Origin of the sequence: Streptomyces sp. NPDC014894, assembly GCF_043080985.1 — a bacterium.
Lineage (GTDB): Bacteria > Actinomycetota > Actinomycetes > Streptomycetales > Streptomycetaceae > Streptomyces.
Genome location: NZ_JBIBWD010000005.1, coordinates 242,503 through 265,278, shown reverse-complemented (window position 1 = coordinate 265,278; position 22,776 = coordinate 242,503). Strand labels below are relative to the sequence as shown.

General features: G+C 73.1%; 23 protein-coding genes and 1 riboswitch. Of the genes, 10 read left to right on the top strand and 13 right to left on the bottom strand.

From position 1 onward, the window contains the following. Positions 1-165 precede the first annotated feature (165 nt). Positions 166-1,662: a phytoene desaturase family protein gene (locus ACF089_RS14830; protein WP_392026107.1), complete on the top strand. Its 1,497-nt coding sequence runs from the start codon at positions 166-168 to the stop codon at positions 1,660-1,662. A gap of 52 nt (positions 1,663-1,714) precedes the next feature. Here the strand turns inward: ACF089_RS14830 and ACF089_RS14825 are convergent, their stop codons facing one another. From ACF089_RS14825 to ACF089_RS14800, 6 genes are all read right to left on the bottom strand, one after another. Further along, on the bottom strand, positions 1,715-2,578 hold the full coding sequence (locus ACF089_RS14825; RefSeq protein WP_392026106.1) for a hypothetical protein: 864 nt from the start codon (positions 2,576-2,578) through the stop codon (positions 1,715-1,717). A gap of 51 nt (positions 2,579-2,629) precedes the next feature. Continuing rightward, positions 2,630-3,547: a methylenetetrahydrofolate reductase [NAD(P)H] gene (gene metF / locus ACF089_RS14820; protein WP_392026104.1), complete on the bottom strand. Its 918-nt coding sequence runs from the start codon at positions 3,545-3,547 to the stop codon at positions 2,630-2,632. A 236-nt stretch (positions 3,548-3,783) separates the two neighbouring features. Then, positions 3,784-4,437, bottom strand: a complete 654-nt coding sequence (gene thiE, locus ACF089_RS14815) for a thiamine phosphate synthase (RefSeq protein ID WP_392026102.1) — start codon at positions 4,435-4,437, stop codon at positions 3,784-3,786. 161 nt (positions 4,438-4,598) lie between these two features. Then, a complete protein-coding gene (locus tag ACF089_RS14810; RefSeq protein WP_392026100.1) occupies positions 4,599-4,964 on the bottom strand; it encodes an Rv2175c family DNA-binding protein in 366 nt (121 codons plus the stop codon). A gap of 121 nt (positions 4,965-5,085) precedes the next feature. Further along, positions 5,086-6,288: an NAD(P)/FAD-dependent oxidoreductase gene (locus ACF089_RS14805; RefSeq protein WP_392026455.1), complete on the bottom strand. Its 1,203-nt coding sequence runs from the start codon at positions 6,286-6,288 to the stop codon at positions 5,086-5,088. A gap of 69 nt (positions 6,289-6,357) precedes the next feature. Then, positions 6,358-6,741, bottom strand: coding sequence for a hypothetical protein (locus ACF089_RS14800; RefSeq protein ID WP_392026098.1), 384 nt, complete (start codon positions 6,739-6,741; stop codon positions 6,358-6,360). Positions 6,742-6,825: 84 nt separating this feature from the next. Next, a riboswitch (TPP riboswitch) is annotated at positions 6,826-6,939 on the top strand. Here ACF089_RS14800 and thiO point away from each other — a divergent pair. The 6 genes from thiO (at position 6,936) to ACF089_RS14770 (ending at position 12,866) form a co-directional block, all read left to right on the top strand. Next, positions 6,936-8,213, top strand: a complete 1,278-nt coding sequence (gene thiO / locus ACF089_RS14795; protein ID WP_392026096.1) for a glycine oxidase ThiO — start codon at positions 6,936-6,938, stop codon at positions 8,211-8,213. It overlaps the preceding riboswitch by 4 nt. After that, positions 8,210-8,425 carry a sulfur carrier protein ThiS gene (gene thiS, locus ACF089_RS14790; protein WP_392026094.1) on the top strand — a complete coding sequence of 72 codons (216 nt, stop codon included), beginning with the start codon at positions 8,210-8,212 and terminating at the stop codon, positions 8,423-8,425. Before thiO ends, thiS begins: the two co-directional genes overlap by 4 nt. A 5-nt stretch (positions 8,426-8,430) precedes the next feature. Continuing rightward, on the top strand, positions 8,431-9,225 hold the full coding sequence (locus ACF089_RS14785; RefSeq protein ID WP_392026092.1) for a thiazole synthase: 795 nt from the start codon (positions 8,431-8,433) through the stop codon (positions 9,223-9,225). 133 nt (positions 9,226-9,358) lie between these two features. Beyond that, positions 9,359-11,290 carry a Stk1 family PASTA domain-containing Ser/Thr kinase gene (gene pknB / locus ACF089_RS14780; RefSeq protein ID WP_392026091.1) on the top strand — a complete coding sequence of 644 codons (1,932 nt, stop codon included), beginning with the start codon at positions 9,359-9,361 and terminating at the stop codon, positions 11,288-11,290. Positions 11,291-11,349: 59 nt separating this feature from the next. Beyond that, on the top strand, positions 11,350-12,201 hold the full coding sequence (locus ACF089_RS14775) for a deoxyribonuclease IV (RefSeq protein WP_392026089.1): 852 nt from the start codon (positions 11,350-11,352) through the stop codon (positions 12,199-12,201). 77 nt (positions 12,202-12,278) lie between these two features. Continuing rightward, positions 12,279-12,866, top strand: coding sequence for a DUF4396 domain-containing protein (locus ACF089_RS14770; protein ID WP_392026087.1), 588 nt, complete (start codon positions 12,279-12,281; stop codon positions 12,864-12,866). 33 nt (positions 12,867-12,899) lie between these two features. Here the strand turns inward: ACF089_RS14770 and ACF089_RS14765 are convergent, their stop codons facing one another. Continuing rightward, positions 12,900-13,532, bottom strand: a complete 633-nt coding sequence (locus tag ACF089_RS14765) for a sulfite oxidase-like oxidoreductase (RefSeq protein ID WP_392026086.1) — start codon at positions 13,530-13,532, stop codon at positions 12,900-12,902. Between the two features lie 157 nt (positions 13,533-13,689). Here ACF089_RS14765 and bfr point away from each other — a divergent pair, with 157 nt between their 5' ends. Continuing rightward, a complete protein-coding gene (gene bfr, locus ACF089_RS14760; protein WP_392026084.1) occupies positions 13,690-14,169 on the top strand; it encodes a bacterioferritin in 480 nt (159 codons plus the stop codon). Between the two features lie 46 nt (positions 14,170-14,215). On the opposite strand, the gene ACF089_RS14755 is transcribed toward bfr, so the two are convergent. Together ACF089_RS14755 and ACF089_RS14750 are read right to left on the bottom strand one after the other, a co-directional pair. After that, positions 14,216-14,497, bottom strand: coding sequence for a bacterioferritin-associated ferredoxin (locus ACF089_RS14755; protein WP_392026082.1), 282 nt, complete (start codon positions 14,495-14,497; stop codon positions 14,216-14,218). 186 nt (positions 14,498-14,683) lie between these two features. After that, entirely contained in the window at positions 14,684-16,036 is a 1,353-nt protein-coding gene (locus ACF089_RS14750) for a class II 3-deoxy-7-phosphoheptulonate synthase (protein WP_392026080.1), read from the bottom strand. Positions 16,037-16,086: 50 nt separating this feature from the next. Between ACF089_RS14750 and ACF089_RS14745 the strand changes: the two genes are divergently transcribed. After that, entirely contained in the window at positions 16,087-16,236 is a 150-nt protein-coding gene (locus ACF089_RS14745; protein WP_392026079.1) for a trp operon leader peptide, read from the top strand. A 117-nt stretch (positions 16,237-16,353) separates the two neighbouring features. Continuing rightward, positions 16,354-18,276 (top strand): anthranilate synthase family protein, encoded by a 1,923-nt coding sequence (locus tag ACF089_RS14740; RefSeq protein ID WP_392026078.1) that lies wholly within the window; start codon positions 16,354-16,356, stop codon positions 18,274-18,276. Here ACF089_RS14740 and ACF089_RS14735 read toward each other — a convergent pair. The 4 genes from ACF089_RS14735 to macS all read right to left on the bottom strand — a co-directional run bounded on the left by ACF089_RS14735 (position 18,271) and on the right by macS (position 22,753). After that, positions 18,271-19,278, bottom strand: coding sequence for a 2-hydroxyacid dehydrogenase (locus ACF089_RS14735; protein WP_392026077.1), 1,008 nt, complete (start codon positions 19,276-19,278; stop codon positions 18,271-18,273). The two genes, ACF089_RS14740 and ACF089_RS14735, sit on opposite strands and share 6 nt — an antisense overlap. Positions 19,279-19,587: 309 nt before the next feature. Next, complete coding sequence (locus ACF089_RS14730) at positions 19,588-20,616, bottom strand: 6-phosphofructokinase (RefSeq protein ID WP_392026076.1); 1,029 nt, start codon at positions 20,614-20,616, stop codon at positions 19,588-19,590. 212 nt (positions 20,617-20,828) lie between these two features. After that, positions 20,829-21,518, bottom strand: coding sequence for a response regulator (locus tag ACF089_RS14725; RefSeq protein WP_392026075.1), 690 nt, complete (start codon positions 21,516-21,518; stop codon positions 20,829-20,831). After that, on the bottom strand, positions 21,515-22,753 hold the full coding sequence (gene macS / locus ACF089_RS14720) for a MacS family sensor histidine kinase (protein ID WP_392026453.1): 1,239 nt from the start codon (positions 22,751-22,753) through the stop codon (positions 21,515-21,517). Before macS ends, ACF089_RS14725 begins: the two co-directional genes overlap by 4 nt. Positions 22,754-22,776 lie beyond the last annotated feature (23 nt).

Sequence of the window (22,776 nt, the reverse complement as noted above, 5' to 3'; positions counted from 1 at the left end):
CCGGTCCGCCCGCCGGAGCAGCCCGTCAGACCGCCGGAGCAGCCGGTCACACCGCCGGAGCGAGCCCGTCCGTACGTCCGCGCGGGCGTCCCGGCCGACCCGTGGGCGACCGGCGGCGACCGGCCCGCGGCGGGAGTGTCAGAGGCGCTCGGTAGAGTCGGCGGCATGGCACGGATTGCGGTGATCGGCGCTGGGATGGGCGCGATGGCGGCGGCTGCCCGGCTGGCCGTGGCGGGCCACCGGGTGACGGTGTACGAGCGCTCGGCGACGTACGGCGGCGCGGTGGGCTCCTTCGAGCGGGACGGTTTCGTCTTCGACACCGGCCCCGGTCTGCTGCATCTGCCCGCGGTCTGGCGGGATCTGTTCCTGAAGACGGGCCGGGAGCCGCTGGAGCGGTGCGTCTCGCTGACGCAGGTCGACCCGTCGAGCAGACATCTCTTCGCCGACGGCTCCGAGGTCTCGCTGCCGAACGCCTCGCGGGCCGGGGTGGTCTCCGCGCTGGAGTCCGCGCTGGGCGGGGGCGCGGGCGAGCGGTGGGGCGGATTCCTGGACCGCGCCAGGGACGCCTGGGACCGCTCCCGGCGGCCGCTGCTGGAGGAGCCCCTCTGGTCCGACTGGCGGATCCTGGAGCGCGATCCCTATCCGGCGCTCCGGGTCCGCCGGCTGCTGCGCGCCCGGCAGGCGGCCACGGTCGCCGAGGTCGGCGCCTGGGAGCTGGCCGATCCCCGGCTCGCCGCGCTCTTCGAGGGCTGTGCGCTGGGGTATGGGTTGGATCCCCGGCACGCCCCGGCGAGCGCCTCGCTGCTGCCGTACATGGAGCAGACGTTCGGCAGCTGGTATGTGGCGGGCGGGCTGCGGGAGCTGGCGCGCGCGGTGTACGAGCGGTGCGCGGCCCGGCGGGTGGAGTTCGTCTTCGGGGCCGAGGTGACCTCGGTCGTGGAGCGGGACGGCCGGGCGGCGGGCATCGGGCTGGCGGACGGCTCGGTCGTGGAGGCCGACCATGTGGTGGCGGGCGCGGAGCCGCCCCCGGCGGGCCGGGAGCTGTGGGGGGACGGGGACGTCCGCCCGCCGGAGGAGTCGGGCGGCGGGCCGCCGCCCGGCCGGCTCTCGGTGCTGCTGGCCCTGCGGGGCGTCCGGCCCCCGGCGGCCGCGCACCGCAGTGTGGTGCACGCGCCGGACACGGGCGAGGAGGCCGGGATGGTGTTCGGCGGCCGGATCGCCGAGCGGCCCACCGTGACCGTGCTGCGGCCGGACGATCCGGCCGGCCGGCCGGACGACGGCCATGAGGCGGTCACCGTCTCGGCGACGGTCGCCGGGCCCGGCGGCGGTGTGGACTGGACGGACAAGGCGCTGCGGGAGCGGTCGGCGGAGACGCTGATCGACGCGGCGGCGCGGGCCATGGGCGAGAGCGCGGCGGGGATCCGTGAGCGGCTGCTGTGGCACGAGATCCTGACGCCCGCCGAGACCGGTGGGATACCCGCGCCCGCGCTGGCCGGGCCGGGCGGACGCCATCTGCGTCCGGCGAACACCACCCGGCTCCCCGGGCTGCTGCTCGCGGGCGGGCGGGCCCATCCGGGCGGCGGTCTGGCGCATGCCGGGATGTCCGGCGCGCTGGTGGCGGGGCTGATCGTGGAGGGAGCGGGCTTCCGGGGCTCGCGGTGACCGATGGGCCGGGCGGCGGGGCGGCCTCGGCCGGCCCCGCGCCAGGCGGGCTTCAGTAGCGGTACTGCTGCTCGTTGTACTCGGGGTCGTACCCCGGGGCGGCGGGCCGGTCCTGCGCCGGCGGCTCCTCGGTGTCCCGCTGCTGCGGCACCCAGACACCGCCCGGCGGGGTGTCCGTGTACGACTGCTGCGCGTAGTACGGGTCCGCGGGGTACTGCTGGGGATTGCCGAAGCTGTCGTAGCCCTCGAAGGCGTTGTACTGCTGGCCGCCGCCCACATAGGGATCGGAGTAGGCCGCGTACTGCTGCTGGTCGGCGGCGAACTCGTCCTGCCGGGGGGCGGGCGGCGGCTGGTCGCCGAAGTACGGGTCGTACGAGCCGTAGCCGTCGGGGCGGCCGCCCTGGTCCTGCGCGGGGGCTTCGGGGCCGGGGCCCGGTCCGGTGTAGACGCCGTAGCCGTTGGTGTCGTCGGGCATCGGCTGCGGTTCGTAGACCGGCTCGGGGCCGAAGCCGGCCGAGCCGAAGTCCGCGGGGCCGAAGTCGTCGGGCGCGGGCGCCGGGACGGAGGGGACGACGGCGGTCTCCTCCAGTCCGGAGACCTGGAGGGCGGGTTCGCGGTTGTCGTCGTGCTCGTCGGCCTTGCGGCGGCGGCTCGCGCCGGGGCGGCCGCCGATCGCCCAGCCGGTGGAGAAACCCCGGCGGAAGGAGAGCGTCACACAGGTCTGTCCGGTGGCGAAGGCGATCGCGCCGATCCCGATCACCACCACGGAGGGGATCAGCACGCCCAGGACCACGCCCAGGAAGCCGCCGAAGGCCAGGAGCCGCCATCGCAGCCGCGCCTTGTACTGCAACAGCACTTCGCCGAGCAGCCACAGCGCGACCACGCCGAAGGCGATGTAGAGGACCGTCCAGCCCATGTCCGCCCCTCTCCCTCGGCCCCCGCCCCGGAGCGGGGCGGGTCGGGCCGATCAGGGCTGCCGGTGCAGCCCGAGATTCTCGTATATCTCCAGTGTCGCCGTGGAGTTGTTGAGCGTGATGAAGTGCAGCCCGGGAACACCCTCGGAGAGCAGCTCCGCACAGAACTCGGTGGCGAACTCTATTCCCATGGAGCGTACAGCGGCGGGATCGTCCTTGACGCTGAGGATCCTGTCTTTCAACCCGTCGGGGATGGCGGCGTTGCTCAACTGGGCGAAGCGTTCCAGCTGTTTGACGCTGGTGATGGGCATGATCTCCGGGATGATCGGAGTCTCGCAGCCCGCGGCCTCGACCCGGTCGCGCAGCCGCAGATAGTCCTGGGGCCGGAAGAACATCTGGGTGATGGCGTAGTCCGCGCCGGCACGGCACTTGTCGATGAAGTACCGGATGTCCGTGTCCCAGTCCTGGGAGCGCGGATGCATCTCGGGGAAGGCCGCGACGCCGACGCAGAAGTCGCCGGACTCCTTGATGAGCCGGACCAGTTCGGCCGCGTACCGAACGCCCTGGGGGTGCTCGACCCAATCGCCCATCGGGTCGCCGGGCGGGTCGCCCCGGACGGCGAGGATGTTGCGGATGCCCACATCGGCGTACTGGCCGATCATATTGCGCAGTTCGGCGATGGAGTGGTTGACCGCGGTGAGGTGGGCGACGGGGGTGAGCGTGGTGTCGGCGGCGATCTGCTCGGTGGCCCTGACCGTGCCGGCGCGGGTGGAGCCGCCTGCGCCGTACGTCACGGAGACGAAGCTGGGGGCCACCGCCTCGACGCGCCGGAGGGCGTTCCAGAGGTTGCGCTCGCCCTTCTCGGTCTTGGGCGCCCAGAACTCGAAGGAGTAGGAGGTCTTGCCGGTCGCGAGCAGCTCACGCACGGTACGGGCGTGATCCGTCCTGGTCGAAGAAGTTCCGAGGGCCATACCCGCAGGTTATCGAGGGCCCGGGAAGGGCCCAACAGGAGTCCGCCAATCGGACACGGATCCCAGCGGAAACGGCTTGATCGTTACGCCCTGCTACAGCGGGTATCAGAGGGTATGCGGCGATGGGCGGCGCGCACTCGTCGGCCTGCGCGGGCCCGGACCCCGCCGACTGGCGGGCGGCCGGCCCGGGCCTGCCGGGTCGCCCCGGTCGCCCGGGGCCGACCCGGCACGGGCGGTCAGTTCAGGGGGCGGGCACGGATCCGGGCGGACAGCGCGGCGGTGGCCGCGGCCGGGTCGGCCGCCTCGGTGATGGCGCGGACGACGACGATCCGGCGGGCGCCCGCGTCGAGCACCTGGTCGAGATTGCCCTCGTCGATGCCGCCGATGGCGAACCAGGGACGGTCGGTCCGCAGCGCGGCGGTGCTGCGGACGAGGTCCAGTCCGGGGGCGTGCCGGCCGGGCTTGGTCGGGGTGGGCCAGCAGGGGCCGGTGCAGAAGTAGTCCACGCCGGGCTCGACGGCGGCCGCCGCGGCCTCGGCCCCGGAGTGGGTGGAGCGGCCGATCAGCGGCCCCTCGCCGAGGATCGCGCGGGCGGCCGGCACCGGGAGGTCGCCCTGCCCGAGATGGAGCACATCGGCCCCGGCGGCGTGGGCGACGTCCGCGCGGTCGTTCACCGCGAGGAGGACGCCGTGCCGCCGGCAGGCGTCGGCGACGATCCGCAGCCGCTCCAGCTCCTCGGCGGCCTCCATGCCCTTGTCGCGGAGCTGCACGATGTCGACTCCGGCGGGCAGGACGGCGTCGAGGAAGTCGGCGAGGTCGCCCTGCCGGCGGCGGGCGTCCGTGCAGAGATAGAGCCGGGCGTCGGCGAGCGACGGGCGCGGCGTGGGCATGGCGGAGTCCCCCCGGGGTGGTCGGCGGGATGCGGGCGGGAGCGCGCCGCGCGGGGCGGCGGCTCCCGCCCGCACACCGCTCGGGCGTGCGGCATCACGGCGGACGGCCGTGGTGTCGTCCGGGCGTCCTCGGTCGGACGCCCGGGCTGGGGCCCAGGCCCTCAGACGGCGAGGGCCTGGGCCCGGCGCTTCACTTCCGTGCCGCGGTTCTCGCCGAGCGCCTGCGCGGGGGTGCCCGGCAGGCTCGGGTCGGGAGTGAAGAGCCACTCCAGCATTTCCTCGTCGGCGAAGCCGTCGTCCTTCAGGAGCGTCAGGGTCCCCGCGAGGCCCTTGACCACCTTGTCGCCGTCGATGAAGGCGGCGGGCACCTGAAGCGCCCGGTTCTCCCCGCGGCGCACGGCGATCAGCTGGCCCTCCTTGACCAGCTGGCGCACGCGTGTCACCTCGACACCGAGGAGTTCCGCGATGTCGGGGAGGGTGAGCCAGGCAGGTACGAGAGCATCGATCTTTGCGTCAATCTCGGTCACGGGACAAGCCTGCCATCTGGGACTGACAGCCGGTAGCCGGGCCCCGCCGGGATCTGCGGACGCCACGCCGAAGCCCTGGCATCGTACCTGGTCAGAGGCGTTTCTCCGGCATTCGTCCGGTTCAGCCGGACGCGGCCTTCAGAGGTACGGCCGGGTCGGCGGCCCGCCCGGGGTCGAGCCGGGCGCCCGAGAGGATGAGCTTGCGCCCCTGGGCCAGGTCCCGGGGGCGGTCGACGGCGAGCACCGCCACGAGGGCCCCCTCGCGCAGCCACAGGACCGTCCAGGCCGGCTCCTCGGGCCGGCCCCGCCAGACGGTGGTGTCGGCGTCCGCGTGGTCGCCCGCGTACTGCACGAACCGGCCGAACTGCTCGGACCAGAAGTAGGGCACCGGGTCGTAGCGCGGCGGCTCGCCGCCGTCCCCGGCGAGCACCCCGGCCGCGACGGTGCGGGGGCCCTGGACGGCGTTGTCCCAGTGGTGGACGAGGAGCCGCCGGCCGTAGCGCGCGGACGGGAAGGAGGCGCAGTCGCCGACGGCGTACACATCGGGCAGCGAGGTGCGCAGTCGCTCGTCGGCGGTGATCGCGCCGTCCGGGCCGGTGGCGATTCCGGAGCCCGCGAGCCAGCCGGTGGCGGGCCGGGCGCCGATGCCGACGACCACGGCTCCCGCCGGGAGCCGGCGGACCGCGCCCGGGTCGCCGGCCGGGCCCGGGCCCGTCTCGACGAGGACCGCGCCGGGCTCGACGCCGGTGACCCGCGCACCGGTGATCAGCTCGATGCCCCGCTCGGCGTACCAGCCGGCCATGGGGGCGGTGACCTCGGCGGGGAGCGCGCCGGCGAGGGGCCGGTCGGCCGCCTCCACCACGGTGACCGCGCAGCCGGCCGCCCGCGCGGCGGTGGCGAACTCCGCGCCGATCCAGCCCGCGCCGACCACCACGATGTCGTGGCGCTCGGCGAGGACGGGCCGCAGCCGGGCGGCGTCGTCGAGAGTGCGCAGCAGATGGACGCCGGGGACGGCGTCGGCGCCGGGCAGCCGGAGGGGTTCCGCGCCGGTGGCGATGACGAGGACGTCGTACGGAACGGGTCCGGCCTCGGTGTCCAGTTCATGGTCCCCGGCGCGCAGGCCGGTCACCGCGCAGCCGAGCCGCAGACCGACGCCGAGGGTCTCGAAGTCCACGTCGAAGGCCGATCCCTCGGACGCGCCGAGGAGGACCGCCTTGGAGAGCGGCGGTCTGTCGTAGGGCTGGTGGGGCTCGGCCCCGATCAGGGTGACGGGGCCGGTGAAGCCCTGTTCCCGCAGGGCGACGGCGGTCTGCACCCCGGCCATGCCCGCGCCGACGACGACCACGCTCCGGCCCTGCTGCTGCTCACTCCGCTGCTCGTTCACGCGTCAACCCTACGCAACTGACATATCGTCAGACACCGGTCCGTCGCCCGCGCCCCGGGACGGCTCCTCCACCACGCTGACCCCGCTGCCCTCCCGGGACTCCCACTCCCAGGTCTCCTCCAGCCGCACCCGGCCGTCGGGGAGGTCGAGCACGGTCGAGACGCAGTGGCCGGAGGAGGTCGTTCCGTCGGTGGTGAGCTGTACGTAGCGGAAGTCGAGCCGGTCGCCCTCGCGGGTGCCCACCAGATGGCCTCGGACCACGTCACCGCCCTCGTACTCGGCCCAGATCCGGCCCTCGCTCTCGTGGTAGCGGAAGCGGGTGCCGGTGCCCACCTGGCCGGGCGCCTGGTCCGCGACCGGTGCGAGGAGAAGCCCGTCGAGCGACCTTGCCATTGCCGTGTCTCCCTCACGCCGAAGTCCGACCGGCTCCCGCCGCGTCTTTCTGCGGACCGAGCCCTGGGGTTAGGGTGGCCACCGTAAAGCACTCGCGGGAGCCCGGACGCACCGGGCTGAGAGGGAGGCTGGACGGCCTCCGACCGTACGAACCTGATCCGGGTCATGCCGGCGAAGGGAGGAGCTGACCGCCCATGTCGTCCGTCCCCGGCACACGGAGCGCGGAGAACCCACCGGCCCTCGACGCGGAGCGCCCACCGGCCCTCGGCGCACGGAGCCCCCGGCAGACCGGGCAGACCGGCGCGCGGAGCGCGGAGCACCCGCCGCAGGACGTCCTCGTCATCGGGGGCGGAATCATCGGACTGGTCACGGCCTGGCGGGCCGCGCAGCGCGGGCTGCGGGTCGCGGTCGTCGATCCGCAGCCGGGCGGCGGGGCCGCGCAGGTCGCCGCCGGGATGCTGGCCGCCGTCACCGAACTGCACTACGGCGAGGAGACGCTGCTCGCCCTCAATCTCGAATCCGCCCGCCGCTACCCCGCGTTCGCCGCCGAACTGGCGGAGGCGTCCGGCCAGGACATCGGCCACCGCGCCTGCGGGACCCTCGCCGTCGCCCTCGACGCCGACGACCGCGCCCATCTGCGGGAGCTGCACGCCCTGCATCTGCGGTCCGGGCTGGAGTCGCAGTGGCTCAGCGGCCGCGAGTGCCGCCGGCTGGAGCCGATGCTCGCGCCGGGCGTACGCGGCGGTCTGCGCGTGGACGGCGACCATCAGGTCGATCCCCGGCGGCTGGCGTCGGCCCTGGTCATCGCCTGCGAGCGGGCCGGGGTGCGCTTCCGTCGCGCCTGGGCCGAGCGGCTGTCGGTGGCCGGCGACCGGGCCGTCGGGGCCGTGCTGGACGACGGGACGGAGGCGGCCGCCGAGCAGGTGGTGCTCGCCGGGGGCAGTCTGAGCGGACGCCTCGGCGGTGTGCCGCCCCGGGTGCTGCCTCCGGTGCGCCCGGTGAAGGGCCAGGTGGTGCGGCTGACCGTGCCCGCCTCGCACGCCCCGTTCCTCTCCCGGACGGTGCGGGCCATGGTCCGCGGCAGCCATGTCTATCTCGTGCCCCGGCGCAGCGGCGAACTCGTGGTCGGCGCGACCAGCGAGGAGATGGGCTGGGACACCACCGTCACCGCCGGCGGGGTGTACGAGCTGCTGCGCGACGCCCATGAGCTGGTGCCGGGCATCACCGAGCTGCCGCTGACCGAGACGCGCGCCGGGCTGCGCCCCTGCTCCCCCGACAACGCGCCGCTGCTCGGCCCGACCGATCTGCCGGGGCTGCTGCTGGCCACCGGGCACCACCGCAACGGGGTGCTGCTGGCCCCGCTCACCGGCGATGTGATGGCGACGGCGCTGACCTGCGGCGTCCTTCCGGAGGAAGCCGGTCCTTTCACCCCCCGCCGCTTCTCTTCCCTCTCTCAGGAGCAGCCCGTATGAGCCCTGTGCCCGTAGCCGTCTCCGTCAACGGGGAACGGCGTGAACTCGGTCCGGGAACCACCCTGGACACCCTGGTCGCGGAGCTGACCGGCGCGCGGACCGGGGTCGCCGCGGCCGTCAACGAGACGGTCGTCCCGCGCAGCCGCTGGTCCCGCACCCCGCTCGGCGACGGCGACCGGGTGGAAGTCCTCACCGCGGTCCAGGGAGGCTGAGCGGAATGTCCGACGACCGGTTCGTCATCGCCGACACCGCCTTCGACTCCCGGCTGATCATGGGCACCGGCGGCGCGCCCAGCCTTCAGCTGCTGGAGCGGTCCCTGATCGCGAGCGGCACCGCGCTCACCACCGTCGCCATGCGCCGGGTCGACCCGACCGTTCGAGGCTCGGTGCTGTCGGTCCTGGAGCGGCTCGGGATCCGGGTGCTGCCCAACACCGCGGGGTGTTTCACCGCGGGCGAGGCCGTGCTGACCGCCCGGCTCGCGCGCGAGGCGCTGGGCACCGACTGGGTCAAGCTGGAGGTCGTCGCCGACGAGCGGACCCTGCTGCCGGATCCGATCGAGCTGCTGGACGCGGCGGAGACGCTGGTGGACGACGGTTTCACGGTGCTGCCGTACACCAACGACGATCCGGTGCTGGCCCGGAAGCTGGAGGATGTGGGCTGCGCCGCGATCATGCCGCTGGGTTCGCCGATCGGCTCGGGGCTCGGGATCCGCAATCCGCACAATTTCTCGCTGATCGTGGAGCGGGCCCGGGTGCCGGTGATCCTGGACGCGGGCGCGGGCACGGCGTCCGACGCCGCGTTCGCGATGGAGCTGGGGTGCGCGGCGGTGATGCTGGCCTCGGCCGTCACCCGGGCGCAGGAGCCGGTGCTGATGGCGGAGGCGATGCGGTACGCCGTCGAGGCGGGCCGGCTCGCGCACCGGGCGGGCCGTATCCCGCGCCGGCACTTCGCCGAGGCGTCGTCCCCGGTCACGGGCATGGCGGCGCTGGATCCGGAGCGCCCGGCCTTCTGAGGCGCGCCGGGGCCGGGCCGGGGCGTCCCGCGCACGGTGCGGGCCCGTGCCCCGCTGTCACAGCTCGGCTGCAGTACGGGCCGCTCCCGCCCGCCACGACGGGGGCGCGGGCGGCGGCTCGTAGAATCGTCGGGTGGACACGACCCTCCAGGACCCTCTCGTCGGGCAGGTGCTCGACGGCCGCTACCGCGTCGACGAGCGCATCGCCGTCGGCGGGATGGCCACGGTCTACCGGGCCGTCGACACCCGCCTCGACCGTGAGCTGGCGCTCAAGGTGATGCATCCGGCGCTCGCCGTCGACGTCTCCTTCGTGGAGCGCTTCATCCGCGAGGCGAAGTCCGTGGCCCGGCTCGCGCACCCCAATGTGGTGGGCCTCTTCGACCAGGGCGCGGACGGCGCGTATGTCTATCTGGCGATGGAGTACGTGGCCGGCTGCACCCTGCGGGACGTGCTGCGGGAGCGGGGCGCCCTCCGGCCCAGGGCCGCGCTCGACATCCTGGAGCCGGTGCTCGCGGCGCTGGGCGCGGCGCACCGGGCCGGTTTCGTCCACCGGGACATCAAGCCGGAGAACGTGCTGATAGGGGACGACGGCCGGGTCAAGGTCGCCGACTTCGGGCTCGTCCGGGCCGTCGGCTCGGTCACCAGCACCTCCGGGTCCGTGCTGGGCACGGTCTCCTATCTCGCCCCCGAGCAGATCGAGGACGGCGGATCCGACACCCGTACCGACGTGTACGCCTGCGGCGTCGTGCTGTACGAGATGCTCACCGGGGTCAAGCCGCACTCCGGGGACACCCCCGCCCAGGTGCTGCACCGGCATCTGAACGAGGACGTCCCGGCCCCCTCCGGGGCGGCGCCGGGCTTGGCCGTGGGGCTGGACGAGCTGGTGGCGGCGGCCACCGCCCGCAATCCGGAGATCCGTCCGCACGACGCGGTGGAGCTGCTGGCGCGGGCGCGCGAGGCGCGCGCCGAGCTGGCCGACGAACAGCTGGACCTGCTTCCGCCGCGCGCCCTGGACGGGGGCGATCCGGCGCCCGGCGAGGAGACCACGGGGATCGTCGCCCGCGCCCTTCCCCGGGAGGAGCCCGCGGGCGGCGGCCGTACGGCACGGCTGCCGCTGCCCCTGCCGCCGGCCGCCGCGCCGGACGCCGGGCCGGCCCCGCGCCGCGGGATCGCGCTCCCCCGGCGCGGGGTGCTCGCGATCGTGCTGGCCGTGCTGCTGGTGCTGGGCGCGGGCACCGGGGTCTGGTACATCAACGCGGGCCAGTTCACCCGGGTTCCGGCCGTGATCGGCAAGACCGAGGGCGACGCGCGCGAGCGGCTGGAGGGCGCGGGGCTCGACGTCCGCGAGGTGCGGCGGCAGTTCAGCGAGACCGTCCGGCGCGGCGAGGTGATCGCCAGCGATCCGGCGACCGGCGAGCGGATCCGGGGCAACGGCTCGGTGCGGCTGATCGTCTCGCGCGGACCGGAGATCATCCGGATCCCCTCGGTGAAGGGCGACTCCCACGCGACGGCGGAGCGCCGGCTGAAGGAAGCCGGTCTCGCGCCCGGGGCGGTCTCCCGGGAGTTCAGCGAGACGGTCCCGCGAGGCTCGGTCATCCGCACGGAGCCGGAGGCCGGGGCGCGGCGCGGACCCGACTCGGCGGTGGCCGTCGTGGTCAGCAAGGGCGCTCCGATCGAGGTCCCCGAGGTGATCGGCGACCGGGTGGCGGAGGCGACCGAGAAGCTGGAGGGCGCCGGGTTCGAGGTGGAGGTCGCCGAGGGCCGGGTGAACGCGCCGCAGGAGGCGGGGAGCGTGGCCCGGCAGTCGGCCGCCGGGGGCGCGCGCCTGGCGGGCGGCGACACGGTCACCCTGACGGTCTCCAAGGGCCCGCGCATGGTCGCCGTCCCCGAGGTGACCGGCGAGAGCGAGGACGACGCCAGGAGCGCGCTGGAGTCGGCGGGCTTCGAGGTCAGGGCCGAGAAGAGCTTCCCGTATCTCGGCGACACCGTGTCGGGCCAGTCGCCGAAGGGCGGCGGCCGGGCCCCCGAGGGCAGCACCGTCACCATCAGGATCAAGGGTCTGTGAGCCCCGCGAAGGGGCGCGCGGACCACCGTGAACATGATCGAAGGACTGCGACGACCGCTATGCGCAACCCCGTCGGCGGACATGTGCCCGTGGCGGGCGGCCTCGCCACGACCGGCCTCGGCTACGCCCATGAACTGAAGGCGGAGACCCTCCAGGTCTTCGTGGCCAATCCGCGCGGCTGGGCCACGCCCCCGGGGAATCCGGCGCAGGACGAGGCGTTCCGCTCCGGATGCGCCGAGGCGGGGCTGTCGGTCTATGTCCACGCCCCCTATCTGATCAATTTCGGCTCGCACACCGAGGCGACCGCCGAGCGGTCGGTGGAGTCCCTGCGGCACTCGCTGCGCCGGGGCCGGGAGATCGGGGCGCTGGGGGTGGTCGTCCACACCGGTTCCGCGACCGGGGGCCGTACCCGCGCGGTCGCGCTGGCCCAGGCGCGGGAGCTGATGCTGCCGCTGCTGGACGAGCTGACCCATGACGACGATCCGTTTCTGCTGCTGGAGTCGACGGCCGGGCAGGGCTTCTCGCTCTGCTCGCGGGCGGAGGACTTCGGGCCGTACTTCGAGGCGCTGGACGCCCATCCCCGGCTGGGCGTCTGTCTGGACACCTGCCACATCCACGCGGCCGGTCACGATCTGGCGGCCCCGGGCGGTGTGAAGGACACCCTGGATCTCCTGGTGGCGACGGTCGGCGCGGGGCGGCTGAAGCTGATCCACGCCAATGACTCCAAGGAGGCGGCGGGCGCGCACAAGGACCGTCACGCCAATATCGGCGCGGGGCACATCGGCGAGGAGCCCTTCGCGGAGCTGATGCGCCATCCGGCGACCGAGGGCGTGCCGCTGGTCATCGAGACGCCCGGGGGGCCGGAGGGCCATGCGGCGGACGTGGCGCGACTCAAGGTGCTGCGCGGGTGAGTCTCCGGCAGTGATACCTAGGGGGGTATAGGGTCGCCGCATCGGCAGGACCACATACCGGACTTTGGGGATCTTTGATGCGGCACGACACCCACGGCGGGCCCGAGGGACCCGACGGGCCCGAGGAACCCGACGGGCACGAGGGCCAGGAGGCCCATGGCGGGCACGGCCGGCCCGGCGGGCACACGGCGGCGCGGGAGGCCCATGGGCACGGGGGCGACCGGGGCGAGGGCGTCAGCTGGGGCACAGCCGCGCGGGCGACCCTGCACTGTCTGATCGGCTGTGCGATCGGCGAGGTGCTCGGCATGGCGATCGGCACCGCGCTGGGCTGGCACAACGTCCCCACGATGGCTCTGGCGATCTTCCTCGCCTTCATCTTCGGCTACTCGTTCACCATGACCACGGTCCTGCGGGCCGGGCTGAGCTTCAAGGCCGCCGTGAAGGTGGCGCTCGCCGCCGACACCATCTCCATCACGGTCATGGAGATCACCGACAACAGCGTTCTCGCGCTGTGGCCCGGCGCGCTGCACGCGGAGCTGTCGGACGCGCTCTTCTGGTACGCCCTCGCCATCGCCTTCGCGGTCGCCTTCGTGATCACCGCGCCGGTCAACAAATGGCTGATCGGCCGGGGCAAGGGCCACGCGGTGATGCACGGATTCCACTGACGCGCGAAACCCGCGCCGACGGGGGCCCGGACCCTACAGCTCGGGGCCGTCCCCCGGCTCCTCCTGGTACGAGTACCGCTGCTCCCGCCAGGGATCGCCGAGGTTGTGATACCCCCGCTCCTCCCAGAATCCCCGCCGGTCGGCGGTCATGTATTCCACGCCCCGGACCCATTTGGGCCCCTTCCAGGCATACAGATGGGGCACGATGAGCCGGAGCGGAAAACCGTGCTCGGCGGTGAGCGGTTCGCCGTCCTTGTGGGTGGCGAACATCGCGCGTTCGACGGTGAAGTCGGAGAGCCGCATATTCGCGCTGAAACCGTACTCGGCCCAGACCATGACATGGGTGACCTGCGGCGCGGGCGGCGCGAGCGCCACGATCGCGCCGGCGGGAACACCGCCCCATTCGGCTCCCAGCATGCTGAATTTCGTCACGCAGTGCAGATCGGCGACGACCGTGGAAAAGGGCAGCGCCGAGAATTCCTCGTGATTCCAGCAGTGCTTCTCGCCGTCGGCCGTCGCGCCGAAGACGCGGAATTCCCAGCGGTCCGGCTTGAACTTGGGCACGGGACCGTAGTGGGTGACCGGCCAGCCGCGTTGCAGTCGCTGCCCGGGGGGAAGCGCGGACTCCTCTGGTGCGCGGTATTCCCGGCTCTCCGGCTGACCCATGACTCAATGGTGACAGACCGGGAGGGGTGGTCATGACCAGGTCTGGCCCGATTCGGGCAACTCCTACTAAGGAGGCACTTACTGGACGGCTCCCGACGGCGGTGCGAGGATGCGGCCACCTGCCCCCGAGGCCTTACGCGTGGAAGGAGCACCCGCGATGCAGGGCGACCCCGAGGTCATCGAGTTCCTCAATGAGCAGCTGACCGGCGAGCTGACGGCGATCAACCAGTACTGGCTCCACTATCGCATCCAGGAGAACAAGGGCTGGACCAAGCTGGCCAAGTACACCCGTGCCGAGTCCATCGACGAGATGAAGCACGCGGACGTCCTGACGGAACGCATTCTGTTCCTCGACGGGCTGCCGAACTACCAGCGGCTCTTCCATGTGCGGGTGGGCCAGACGGTGACCGAGATGTTCCAGGCCGACCGGCAGGTCGAGGTGGAGGCCATCGACCGCCTGAAGCGCGGCATCGATGTCATGCGCGCCAAGGGGGATGTGACCTCGGCGAACATCTTCGAGTCGATCCTCGAGGACGAGGAGCACCACATCGACTACCTGGACACCCAGCTGGAGCTGATCCAGTCGCTGGGAGAGCCGCTCTACCTGGCGCAGCAGATCGAGCAGCCGGAGAGCTGAGGCGCGGTCCCCCGGGCCGGCCCGGGAGTCCCTGAGCGCCGGAGCGTCAGGCGGCCTCGTCCAGCCGTCCGGCATCGGCGACGCCGACCGCGTCCGCGATGTCCGTCCCGGCGACGGTGAGCGCCGGCTTGCCCCGGTCGAGCAGCTCACGGCGGGGGCAGTTGCCCCGGCCGAGCAGTGACTGGATCGTGCGTACACAGGAACCGCAGTCCGTGCCCGCCTTGGAGGCGGAGGCGATCTGGCGGGGCGTACAGGCCCCGGCCGCCGCGTGTTCCCTCACCTGCTTCTCGGTGATGCCGAAGCATGAGCAGACGTACACGCGGTTCACCTCCCGAGGGGACTGTTCGGTCTCAACCTCTCCCGATGATCTGGTGAGGCTAACCTAACCTTACCCGTCCGGAGGGCGGCGTAAAAGCACCGGAACGAGAGGTGGGGCACGGATCACATGGATCCGTGCCCCACCTCTTCCGCTCGGAAGATCATCCGGCCGGGCGGTGCGCCGGGCCGGCGGAGATCACTGGTCGCGGTACATCTCGGCGACCAGGAAGGCCAGGTCCAGGGACTGGCTGCGGTTGAGCCGCGGGTCACAGGCGGTCTCGTAGCGCTGGTGGAGATCGTCGACGAAGATCTCGTCGCCGCCGCCCACGCACTCGGTGACATCGTCGCCGGTCAGCTCCACGTGGATGCCGCCCGGGTGGGTGCCGAGGGCCTTGTGGACCTCGAAGAAGCCCTTGACCTCGTCGAGCACGTCGTCGAAGCGCCGGGTCTTGTGACCGGAGGCGGCCTCGAAGGTGTTGCCGTGCATCGGGTCGGTGACCCACGCCACGGTCGCGCCGGAGGCGGTGACCTTCTCGACCAGCTCCGGAAGCTTGTCCCGGACCTTGTCGGCGCCCATCCGGACGACGAAGGTCAGCCGGCCCGGCTCACGGTCCGGGTCCAGCCGGTCGATGTACGTCAGCGCCTCGTCCACCGTGGTGGTCGGGCCCAGCTTGATGCCGATCGGATTCCGGATCCGCGCCGCGAACTCGATGTGCGCCCCGTCCAGCTGGCGGGTGCGCTCGCCGATCCAGACCATGTGGCCCGAGACGTCGTACAGCTGCCCGGTCCGGGAGTCGACCCGGGTGAGGGCCGACTCGTAGTCCAGCAGCAGCGCCTCGTGCGAGGCGTAGAACTCGACCGTGCGGAACTCCGCCGGGTCGGTGCCGCAGGCCTCCATGAAGTTCAGCGCGTTGTCGATCTCGCGGGCGAGCTGCTCGTAGCGCTGGCCGGAGGGCGAAGACTTCACGAAGTCCTGGTTCCAGGCGTGCACCTGGCGCAGGTCGGCGTAGCCGCCGGTGGTGAAGGCGCGGACCAGGTTGAGCGTCGCCGCGGAGGCGTTGTACATCCGCTTCAGCCGCTCGGGGTCCGGGATCCGGGCCGCCTCGGTGAAGTCGAAGCCGTTGACGGAGTCGCCCCGGTACGTGGGGAGCGTCACGCCGTCGCGGGTCTCGGTCGGCTTGGAGCGCGGCTTCGAGTACTGGCCGGCGATCCGGCCGACCTTCACCACGGGCACGGAGGCCGCGTAGGTGAGCACCGCGCCCATCTGGAGGAGGGTCTTGAGCTTGGCCCTGATCTGGTCGGCGCCGACGGCGTCGAAGGACTCGGCGCAGTCGCCGCCCTGGAGCAGGAACGCCTCGCCCCTGGCGACGGCTCCCATCCGGGCGCGCAGCTGGTCGCACTCGCCCGCGAAGACGAGCGGGGGATAGCTCTCGAGCTCGGCGATCACATCGCGCAGAGCCTCGGCATCCGGGTACTCGGGCTGCTGCGCCGCGGGCAGGTCTCGCCAGGTGTTGCCACCCACAGGGGTGGTCTTAGCGTTCACGGTCACACCGCCAACAGTACGTGGTCGCACCGCCCGCACCGGAGTCCGCCCAGTAAATGAGACACACAGCCCATCATCCCGCGCGCTGTGCGACGGACGGGGTCCCGCGCGCCCGGTGGGGTATGGTTCGCCGCATGCACGCGCAGCAGAGCCCGACCGGGCTCAACCAAAACTGGTGGTGGACCGCTCATCCGGCGGCCCACTGATCGCGCGTACACGATCCGCATTCGCGAAGGCCGCCCGAGGGGCGGCCTTCGGTGTTTCCGCGGGAAACCGGCCGTTCCTCCCTCCACGCACCGTGGACCACCGGAAGGAACACCCGGATGTCTCTCACCCCCCTGTCCCGGGCCGGCGACGCCGTCGCCCGGCTGCTCGCGGACGACCGCCCCTTCGCCCTGCTGCACCGGCGCACCCCCGGGCACGACCAGGACACCGTCGAGCTGCTGACCGGCCCGGTCCAGGAGTACGCGACGCTCGCCGAGATCCCCGTCGGCGAGCGTCCCGCCCTCGCCCTGGTCCCGTTCCGGCAGATCAGGGAGCGCGGCTTCGACGTCCGCGACGACGGGACCCCGCTGAGCGTGCTGCTGGCGGCCGAGACCGCCGTCCTGCCGCTGTCCGAGACGCTGACGGCCCTGCCCGCGCACCGGGTCGAGGTCGCCGACGGCGCGTTCGACGTCGCCGACGGGGAGTACGAGGAGATCGTCCGGCGGGTGGTCCGGGACGAGATCGGCCGGGGCGAGGGCGCGAACTTCGTCATCCGGCGCACCTTCACCGGCCGGATCGACGGCTTCGGCCGGGCCGACGCCCTGGCGCTGTTCCGGCGGCTGCTCGCCGGGGAGAGCGGGGCGTACTGGACGTTCGTCGTCCACACCGGGGAGCGGACGCTGGTCGGCGCGAGCCCCGAGGTGCATGTGCGGATGAGCGGCGGGGGCGGGGCGTCCGGGGCCGGCGGGACGGTCGTGATGAACCCGATCAGCGGCACCTTCCGCCATCCCGACGGAGGCCCGACCGCCGAGGCGCTGCTCCGCTTCCTCGACGATCCCAAGGAGCGGGACGAGCTGTCCATGGTGGTGGACGAGGAGCTGAAGATGATGTGCACGGTCGGCGACATGGGCGGGGTGGTCGTCGGGCCCCGGCTCAAGGAGATGGCCCATCTCACCCACACCGAGTACGAGCTGCGGGGCCGCTCCTCGCTCGATGTGCGCGAGGTGCTCAGGGAGACCATGTTCGCGGCGACCGTCACCGGCTCGCCGGTGCGGAACGCCTGCCGGGTCATCGAGCGCCACGAGGTCGGCGGACGGGGCTACTACGCGGGCGCGCTCGCGCTGATCGGGCTGGACGCGAACGGCGGGCAGACCCTGGACTCGCCGATCCTGATCCGTACCGCCGACGTCGACGCCCGGGGGAATCTGCGGGTGCCGGTCGGGGCGACGCTGGTGCGCCACTCGGATCCGGCGGGCGAGGTCGCCGAGACGCACGCCAAGGCGGCCGGGGTGCTGGCCGCGCTGGGGGTGCGGCCCGGTCCGTCCCGCCGGCGGCCGAAGCCGCCCCGGCCGGCGGACGATCCCCGGGTGCGGGCGGCGCTGGACGGGCGACGGGCGGGGCTCGCGCCGTTCTGGCTGCGGATGCAGGAGCGCGCCGGCGGAGCGCGCGGACACGCGCTGGTGATCGACGCCGAGGACGCCTTCACCGCGATGCTGGCGCATCTGCTGCGGTCGACGGGGCTGGAGGTGACGGTGCGGCCGTACGACGAGCCGGGGCTGCGCCGGGCGGCGCTCGCGCACACCGGTCCGGTGGTGCTGGGGCCCGGTCCGGGCGACCCCGGTGCCGCGGACGATCCCAAGATGCGTTTTCTGCGCGAGCTGACCGCCGAGCTGCTGCGCGGCCACCGCCACGGTCTGCTGGGGGTGTGTCTGGGCCATGAGCTGATCGCCGCCGAGCTGGGGCTGCCGATCGTGCGCAAGGAGTCCCCGTACCAGGGGGCGCAGGAGCGCATCGCGTTCTTCGGGCGCGAGGAGACGGTGGGCTTCTACAACAGCTTCGCCGCGCGCTGCGGGGAGGCGGAGGCGGCGGCGCTGGCGGCCCGGGGGGTGGAGGCGGCGTGCGATCCGGCGACCGGGGAGGTGCACGCGCTGCGGGCGGCCGGTTTCGCCTCGGTGCAGTTCCATCCCGAGTCGGTGCTCACGCTGGACGGGCCCCGGGTGGTCTCCGAGCTGCTCGCCCGCTCGCCGCTGACCCGGTCATGAGGACGGTCCGGCCGCCGGCACCAGGAAGTTCCCGGTGCGGCGGCCGGCCGCGTAGTCCGTCACATTGCGGACGGTCGCCTCGACGATCTGGCCGACCGCGTCCTCGGTGTAGTACGCCTGGTGCGAGGTGACCAGCACATTGGGGAAGGTCATCAGCCGGGCCAGGGTGTCGTCCTGGATCGCCTCCAGGGACTTGTCGAGGAAGAAGAGCCCGGCCTCCGCCTCGTACACGTCGAGGCCCACTCCGGTGAACCGGCCCCGGCGCAGCTCGGCCACGAGCGCGTCGGTGTCGATGAGTCCGCCGCGGCTGGAGTTGATCAGGATGGCGTCGTCCTTCATCGCGCGGAGCGCGTCGGCGTCGATGAGGTGGTGGGTGGCGGGCAGCAGCGGGACATGGAGGCTGATCAGGTCGGCGGCGGCGAGCAGCTCGTCCTTGTCGGTGTAGGTCATGCCGAGGGCGGCGCAGGCGGGGTTCTCGGCGACGTCCCAGCCGAGCAGCCGCATGCCGAGGCCGTGGGCGATACGGGCGAAGGCCTCGCCGATCCTGCCGGTGCCGAGCACTCCGGCGGTGCGGCCGTGCAGGTCCCGGCCCATGAGTCCGTCGAGGCGGAAGTCGAAGTCGCGGGTGCGGGCGGAGGCCCGGACGACCCGGCGGTTCACGGCCATCGCCAGGGTCCAGGCGAACTCGGCGACCGAGTACGGCGAGTAGGACGAGACCCGGGCGACGGCGATGCCGAGCCGTTCGGCGACGTCGAGGTCGATGTTGTTGAAGCCGGTGGAGCGCTGGGCGATCAGCTGGGTGCCGCCGACGGCGAGGGTCTGGAGCACGGGTGCGCTCAGATTGGCGTTGACGCTGGTGGAGATGGCTTCGTGGCCGGCGGCGATGGGGGCGGTGTCCTGGTTGAGGAAGACGTCGACGCAGTGGACCTCGTGGAGTCCGGCGAACGCCTGCTCGATCAGCGGCCGCTCGTCGGCCTGCACCCCGAAGGCAAGGATCTCCACGACGGCGTCTCCCGTTCCGGCTCGCTCGTTCCCGCTGTTCTCCCGCCGGCTGCCCGATGTTTCCCGGCGGCTGCCCGCTGGTGCGGGCTCGGGCTCGCGGCGGGCCGCCGGCCGCTGTCGCGCGGGCTGTGCGGCATATCCGGACAGCCATGGAGCTGGATGTCCGGATATTCGCGAATATACGGCCACAGCTGCGGCGTACGGGCCGGGCCGCGCCGGTCGTGGGAGAGAGCGGGGAGGGAGCTGAGAGGGGGCGGGGAGGGGCGGGGCGGGGACAAGAAGAGGGAGAGCGGACGGGAGGGGGACGCTTCAGCCGAAGAAGATCTCGGCCTCGGCGTAGAGCGCGGGATCGACGGTCTTGAGCCGGGAGGTGGCGTCGGCGATCGGGACCCGCACGATGTCGGTGCCCTGGAGCGCGACCATCTTGCCGAAGTCCCCGTCCCGCACCGCGTCGATGGCGTGCAGTCCGAAGCGGGTGGCCAGCCAGCGGTCGAAGGCGCTCGGCGTGCCGCCGCGCTGGACATGGCCGAGGACGGTGGTGCGGGCCTCCTTGCCGGTGCGCTTCTCGATCTCCTTCGCCAGCCACTCACCGACGCCGGAGAGCCGGACGTGTCCGAAGGAGTCGAGCGTGCCGTCCTTGAGGACCGCGTCGCCGTCCTGGGGCATCGCGCCCTCGGCGACGACGACGATCGGGGCGTAGGTGGCCTTGAAGCGCGAGTTCACCCACGAGCAGACCTTGGCGATGTCGAAGCGCTGCTCGGGGATGAGGATGACATTGGCCCCGCCGGCCAGCCCGGAGTGCAGCGCGATCCACCCCGCGTGCCGCCCCATCACCTCCACCACCAGGACGCGCATGTGCGACTCGGCGGTGGTGTGCAGCCGGTCGATCGCCTCGGTGGCGATGGAGACGGCGGTGTCGAAGCCGAAGGTGTAGTCGGTGGCGGACAGATCGTTGTCGATGGTCTTGGGGACGCCGACGCAGCGGACGCCGTACTCGTCGTGGAGCCGGGCGGCGACGCCGAGGGTGTCCTCGCCGCCGATCGCGATCAGCGCGTCGACCTCGGCCTTGGCGAGGTTGTCCTTGATCCGGCGGATGCCGTTCTCCGCCTTGAGCGGGTTGGTGCGGGAGGAGCCGAGGATGGTGCCGCCTCGGGGCAGGATGCCGCGGACGGTCTGGATGCCGAGCGGGATCGTGTCGGCTTCGAGCGGCCCGCGCCACCCGTCGCGATAGCCGACGAACTCGTACGCGTACTCCTGGACGCCTTTGCGGACGGCTCCGCGGATGACGGCGTTGAGACCGGGGCAGTCGCCGCCCCCGGTCAGCACTCCGACGCGCATGAATACTCCCTTCGCCTGGTGGGCCCTATGACCGTCACGCTAATGGTGATCCAGGTCACTCCGGGATGGCGCGGGAGGTCAATTTCTGTCCCGGACGCGGTGTTTGCGGCCCGGGACCCGCCCCGGACCAGTCCGGGAGCCGCTGAGGGGGCCAAGGCGAATTCAGCCGAACGGAGGATGGCGCTCAGCACGCCGTACACCCGAACGAGTGGTCAGACGTCGACGTCGTCCAGTCCGCGCTCTATCGCGTAGCGCACCAGTTCCACACGGTTGTGCAACTGGAGTTTTCCGAGGGTGTTCTGTACGTGGTTCTGGACGGTGCGGTGGGAGATCACCAGCCGTTCCGCGATCTGCTTGTACGAGAGCCCCTTGGCGACCAGCCGCAGCACCTCGGTCTCCCGGTCGGTCAGCCGGGGGGCCTTGGGCTCGTCGGCCCCGGCGGCGGGGACGGGCTCCGAGGCGAGCCTGCGGTACTCGCCGAGGACCAGACCGGCCAGCCCCGGGGTGAAGACCGCGTCGCCGACGGCGGTCCGCCGCACGGCGTCGACCAGCTCCTCCGTACTCGCCGACTTCAGCAGATAGCCGGTCGCCCCCGACTTCACCGCCTCCAGCACGTCCGCGTGCTCGCCGCTGGCGGAGAGCACCAGGACGCGCAACGCGGGCAGCGCGCCGACCAGCTCCTTGCAGACCCGCACCCCGGGCAGCTCGGGCAGATTGAGATCGAGGACGAGCACCTCGGGCACGGCGGCCCTGGCCCGGCGCACCGCCTGCCGTCCGTCGCCCGCCGTCGCCACCACGTCGAAGCCGGCCGCGGCGAGATCGCGGGCGACCGCGTCCCGCCACATCGGATGGTCGTCCACGACCATCACTCTGACCGTCCGGCCGTCCGTCTGGTCCGTCATCTCTCGTCCGCCTTCCCCCGGGGAGACTGTGCAGCCTTCGCTTGGTTCTTGGGAGCCTTCGCGGGTCGCGGGACCCGCAGCTCGACCTCGGCGCCCTGGCCCGCCACCGAGATCAGTTCGGCCGAGCCGCCCAGCTCCCGCAGCCGTCCGCGGATCGAGAGGGCGACGCCGAGCCGCCCCTCCCCCTCCGCCTGGGCGAGCCGGCCCTCCGGAATGCCCGGACCGTCGTCACGGACCGTGACGATCACCTCGTCCGACCAGTCCTCGACCAGGATCCAGGCCCGTGCGCCGTCGCCCGCGTGCCGTTCGACGTTGTCCAGCGCGGCCCCGACGGCGGCTGCCAGCTCCCGCGCGGCGGCGGCCGGCAGCATCACGGGCGCGCCCGGCTCGGCGACGGTGACCGCCGGACCCGCGCAGTGCGCGAGGAGCGAGCGCAGATCGCAGTCGCCGGAGCCGCCGTCCGCGCCGGGCTCCTCGTTCACCAGGACCGTACGGGCCGTCCCGGCCGTGTCGTCGGCGGCGGTACGGGCGGCGGGCACCGGCCCCGAGGAGACCAGGGCGCGCAGCGCGATCTCCTGCTCCCCCGCCATCCGGCCCAGCTCGGCCGCCTCCCCGCCGATCGCCGTACCGCGCCGCTGCACCATCGCCAGCACCTGGAGCACGCTGTCGTGGATGTCCCGGGCGAGCCGCTCCCGCTCGCGGGTGGCGGCCTCGATCTCCAGGGCGCGGGCGAGGGTGCGCTCCGAGGCGCGGGCCACCTCGACCACGTATCCGATGGCGATGGAGGCGATCCAGACCAGCAGCACATTGTGGACGGTGTCCCGGCTGGGCTCGCCGCGCTGGACGATGTTGGCGACGGCGACGAAGGACGAGGCGAAGCCCGCCCACCGCCAGCCGCCCTTGAGCGCGAAGGCCAGCACCGAGCCGGCCGTCCAGATCGACGGCAGCGTCGGGCCGTCGGCCTGCTGGGCGTGGGCGTCGGCGAGCGGGGTGAGCAGGATGCCGGTGAGCGCGACGGCGAGGTCCGCGCCGAGGAAGCGCTTGGTGCAGCGGTCGGCGCCGAGCACCCGGGGCAGGGTGGCCAGCGTCCATCCGGCCATCACCGCCAGAAAGCCCGCCGCGATCCAGGGGCGCTCGAAGCGCTCCTGGTGGAAGGCGAAGAGCAGCACCGCGTAGCTCATGGTCAGTACGCGGTAGGCGGCGAGCGCGCGCCACAGCGGCAGCTCGACCGACATCCGTACGACCCGCTCGCGCTTGG

Bases quoted from the DNA above. Each gene is read 5' to 3' on its own strand.
- thiO (WP_392026096.1), top strand. From the start codon at position 6,936: ATGTCGTCCGTCCCCGGCACACGGAGCGCGGAGAACCCACCGGCCCTC.
- ACF089_RS14730 (WP_392026076.1), bottom strand. From the start codon at position 20,616: ATGCGCGTCGGAGTGCTGACCGGGGGCGGCGACTGCCCCGGTCTCAAC.
- bfr (WP_392026084.1), top strand. From the start codon at position 13,690: ATGCAGGGCGACCCCGAGGTCATCGAGTTCCTCAATGAGCAGCTGACC.
- metF (WP_392026104.1), bottom strand. From the start codon at position 3,547: ATGGCCCTCGGAACTTCTTCGACCAGGACGGATCACGCCCGTACCGTG.
- ACF089_RS14775 (WP_392026089.1), top strand. From the start codon at position 11,350: ATGCGCAACCCCGTCGGCGGACATGTGCCCGTGGCGGGCGGCCTCGCC.
- ACF089_RS14725 (WP_392026075.1), bottom strand. From the start codon at position 21,518: ATGACGGACCAGACGGACGGCCGGACGGTCAGAGTGATGGTCGTGGAC.
- ACF089_RS14805 (WP_392026455.1), bottom strand. From the start codon at position 6,288: ATGGCCGGGGTGCAGACCGCCGTCGCCCTGCGGGAACAGGGCTTCACC.
- ACF089_RS14825 (WP_392026106.1), bottom strand. From the start codon at position 2,578: ATGGGCTGGACGGTCCTCTACATCGCCTTCGGCGTGGTCGCGCTGTGG.
- thiS (WP_392026094.1), top strand. From the start codon at position 8,210: ATGAGCCCTGTGCCCGTAGCCGTCTCCGTCAACGGGGAACGGCGTGAA.
- ACF089_RS14785 (WP_392026092.1), top strand. From the start codon at position 8,431: ATGTCCGACGACCGGTTCGTCATCGCCGACACCGCCTTCGACTCCCGG.
- ACF089_RS14740 (WP_392026078.1), top strand. From the start codon at position 16,354: ATGTCTCTCACCCCCCTGTCCCGGGCCGGCGACGCCGTCGCCCGGCTG.
- thiE (WP_392026102.1), bottom strand. From the start codon at position 4,437: ATGCCCACGCCGCGCCCGTCGCTCGCCGACGCCCGGCTCTATCTCTGC.
- ACF089_RS14745 (WP_392026079.1), top strand. From the start codon at position 16,087: ATGAGACACACAGCCCATCATCCCGCGCGCTGTGCGACGGACGGGGTC.
- macS (WP_392026453.1), bottom strand. From the start codon at position 22,753: ATGTCGGTCGAGCTGCCGCTGTGGCGCGCGCTCGCCGCCTACCGCGTA.
- ACF089_RS14830 (WP_392026107.1), top strand. From the start codon at position 166: ATGGCACGGATTGCGGTGATCGGCGCTGGGATGGGCGCGATGGCGGCG.
- ACF089_RS14800 (WP_392026098.1), bottom strand. From the start codon at position 6,741: ATGGCAAGGTCGCTCGACGGGCTTCTCCTCGCACCGGTCGCGGACCAG.
- ACF089_RS14770 (WP_392026087.1), top strand. From the start codon at position 12,279: ATGCGGCACGACACCCACGGCGGGCCCGAGGGACCCGACGGGCCCGAG.
- ACF089_RS14765 (WP_392026086.1), bottom strand. From the start codon at position 13,532: ATGGGTCAGCCGGAGAGCCGGGAATACCGCGCACCAGAGGAGTCCGCG.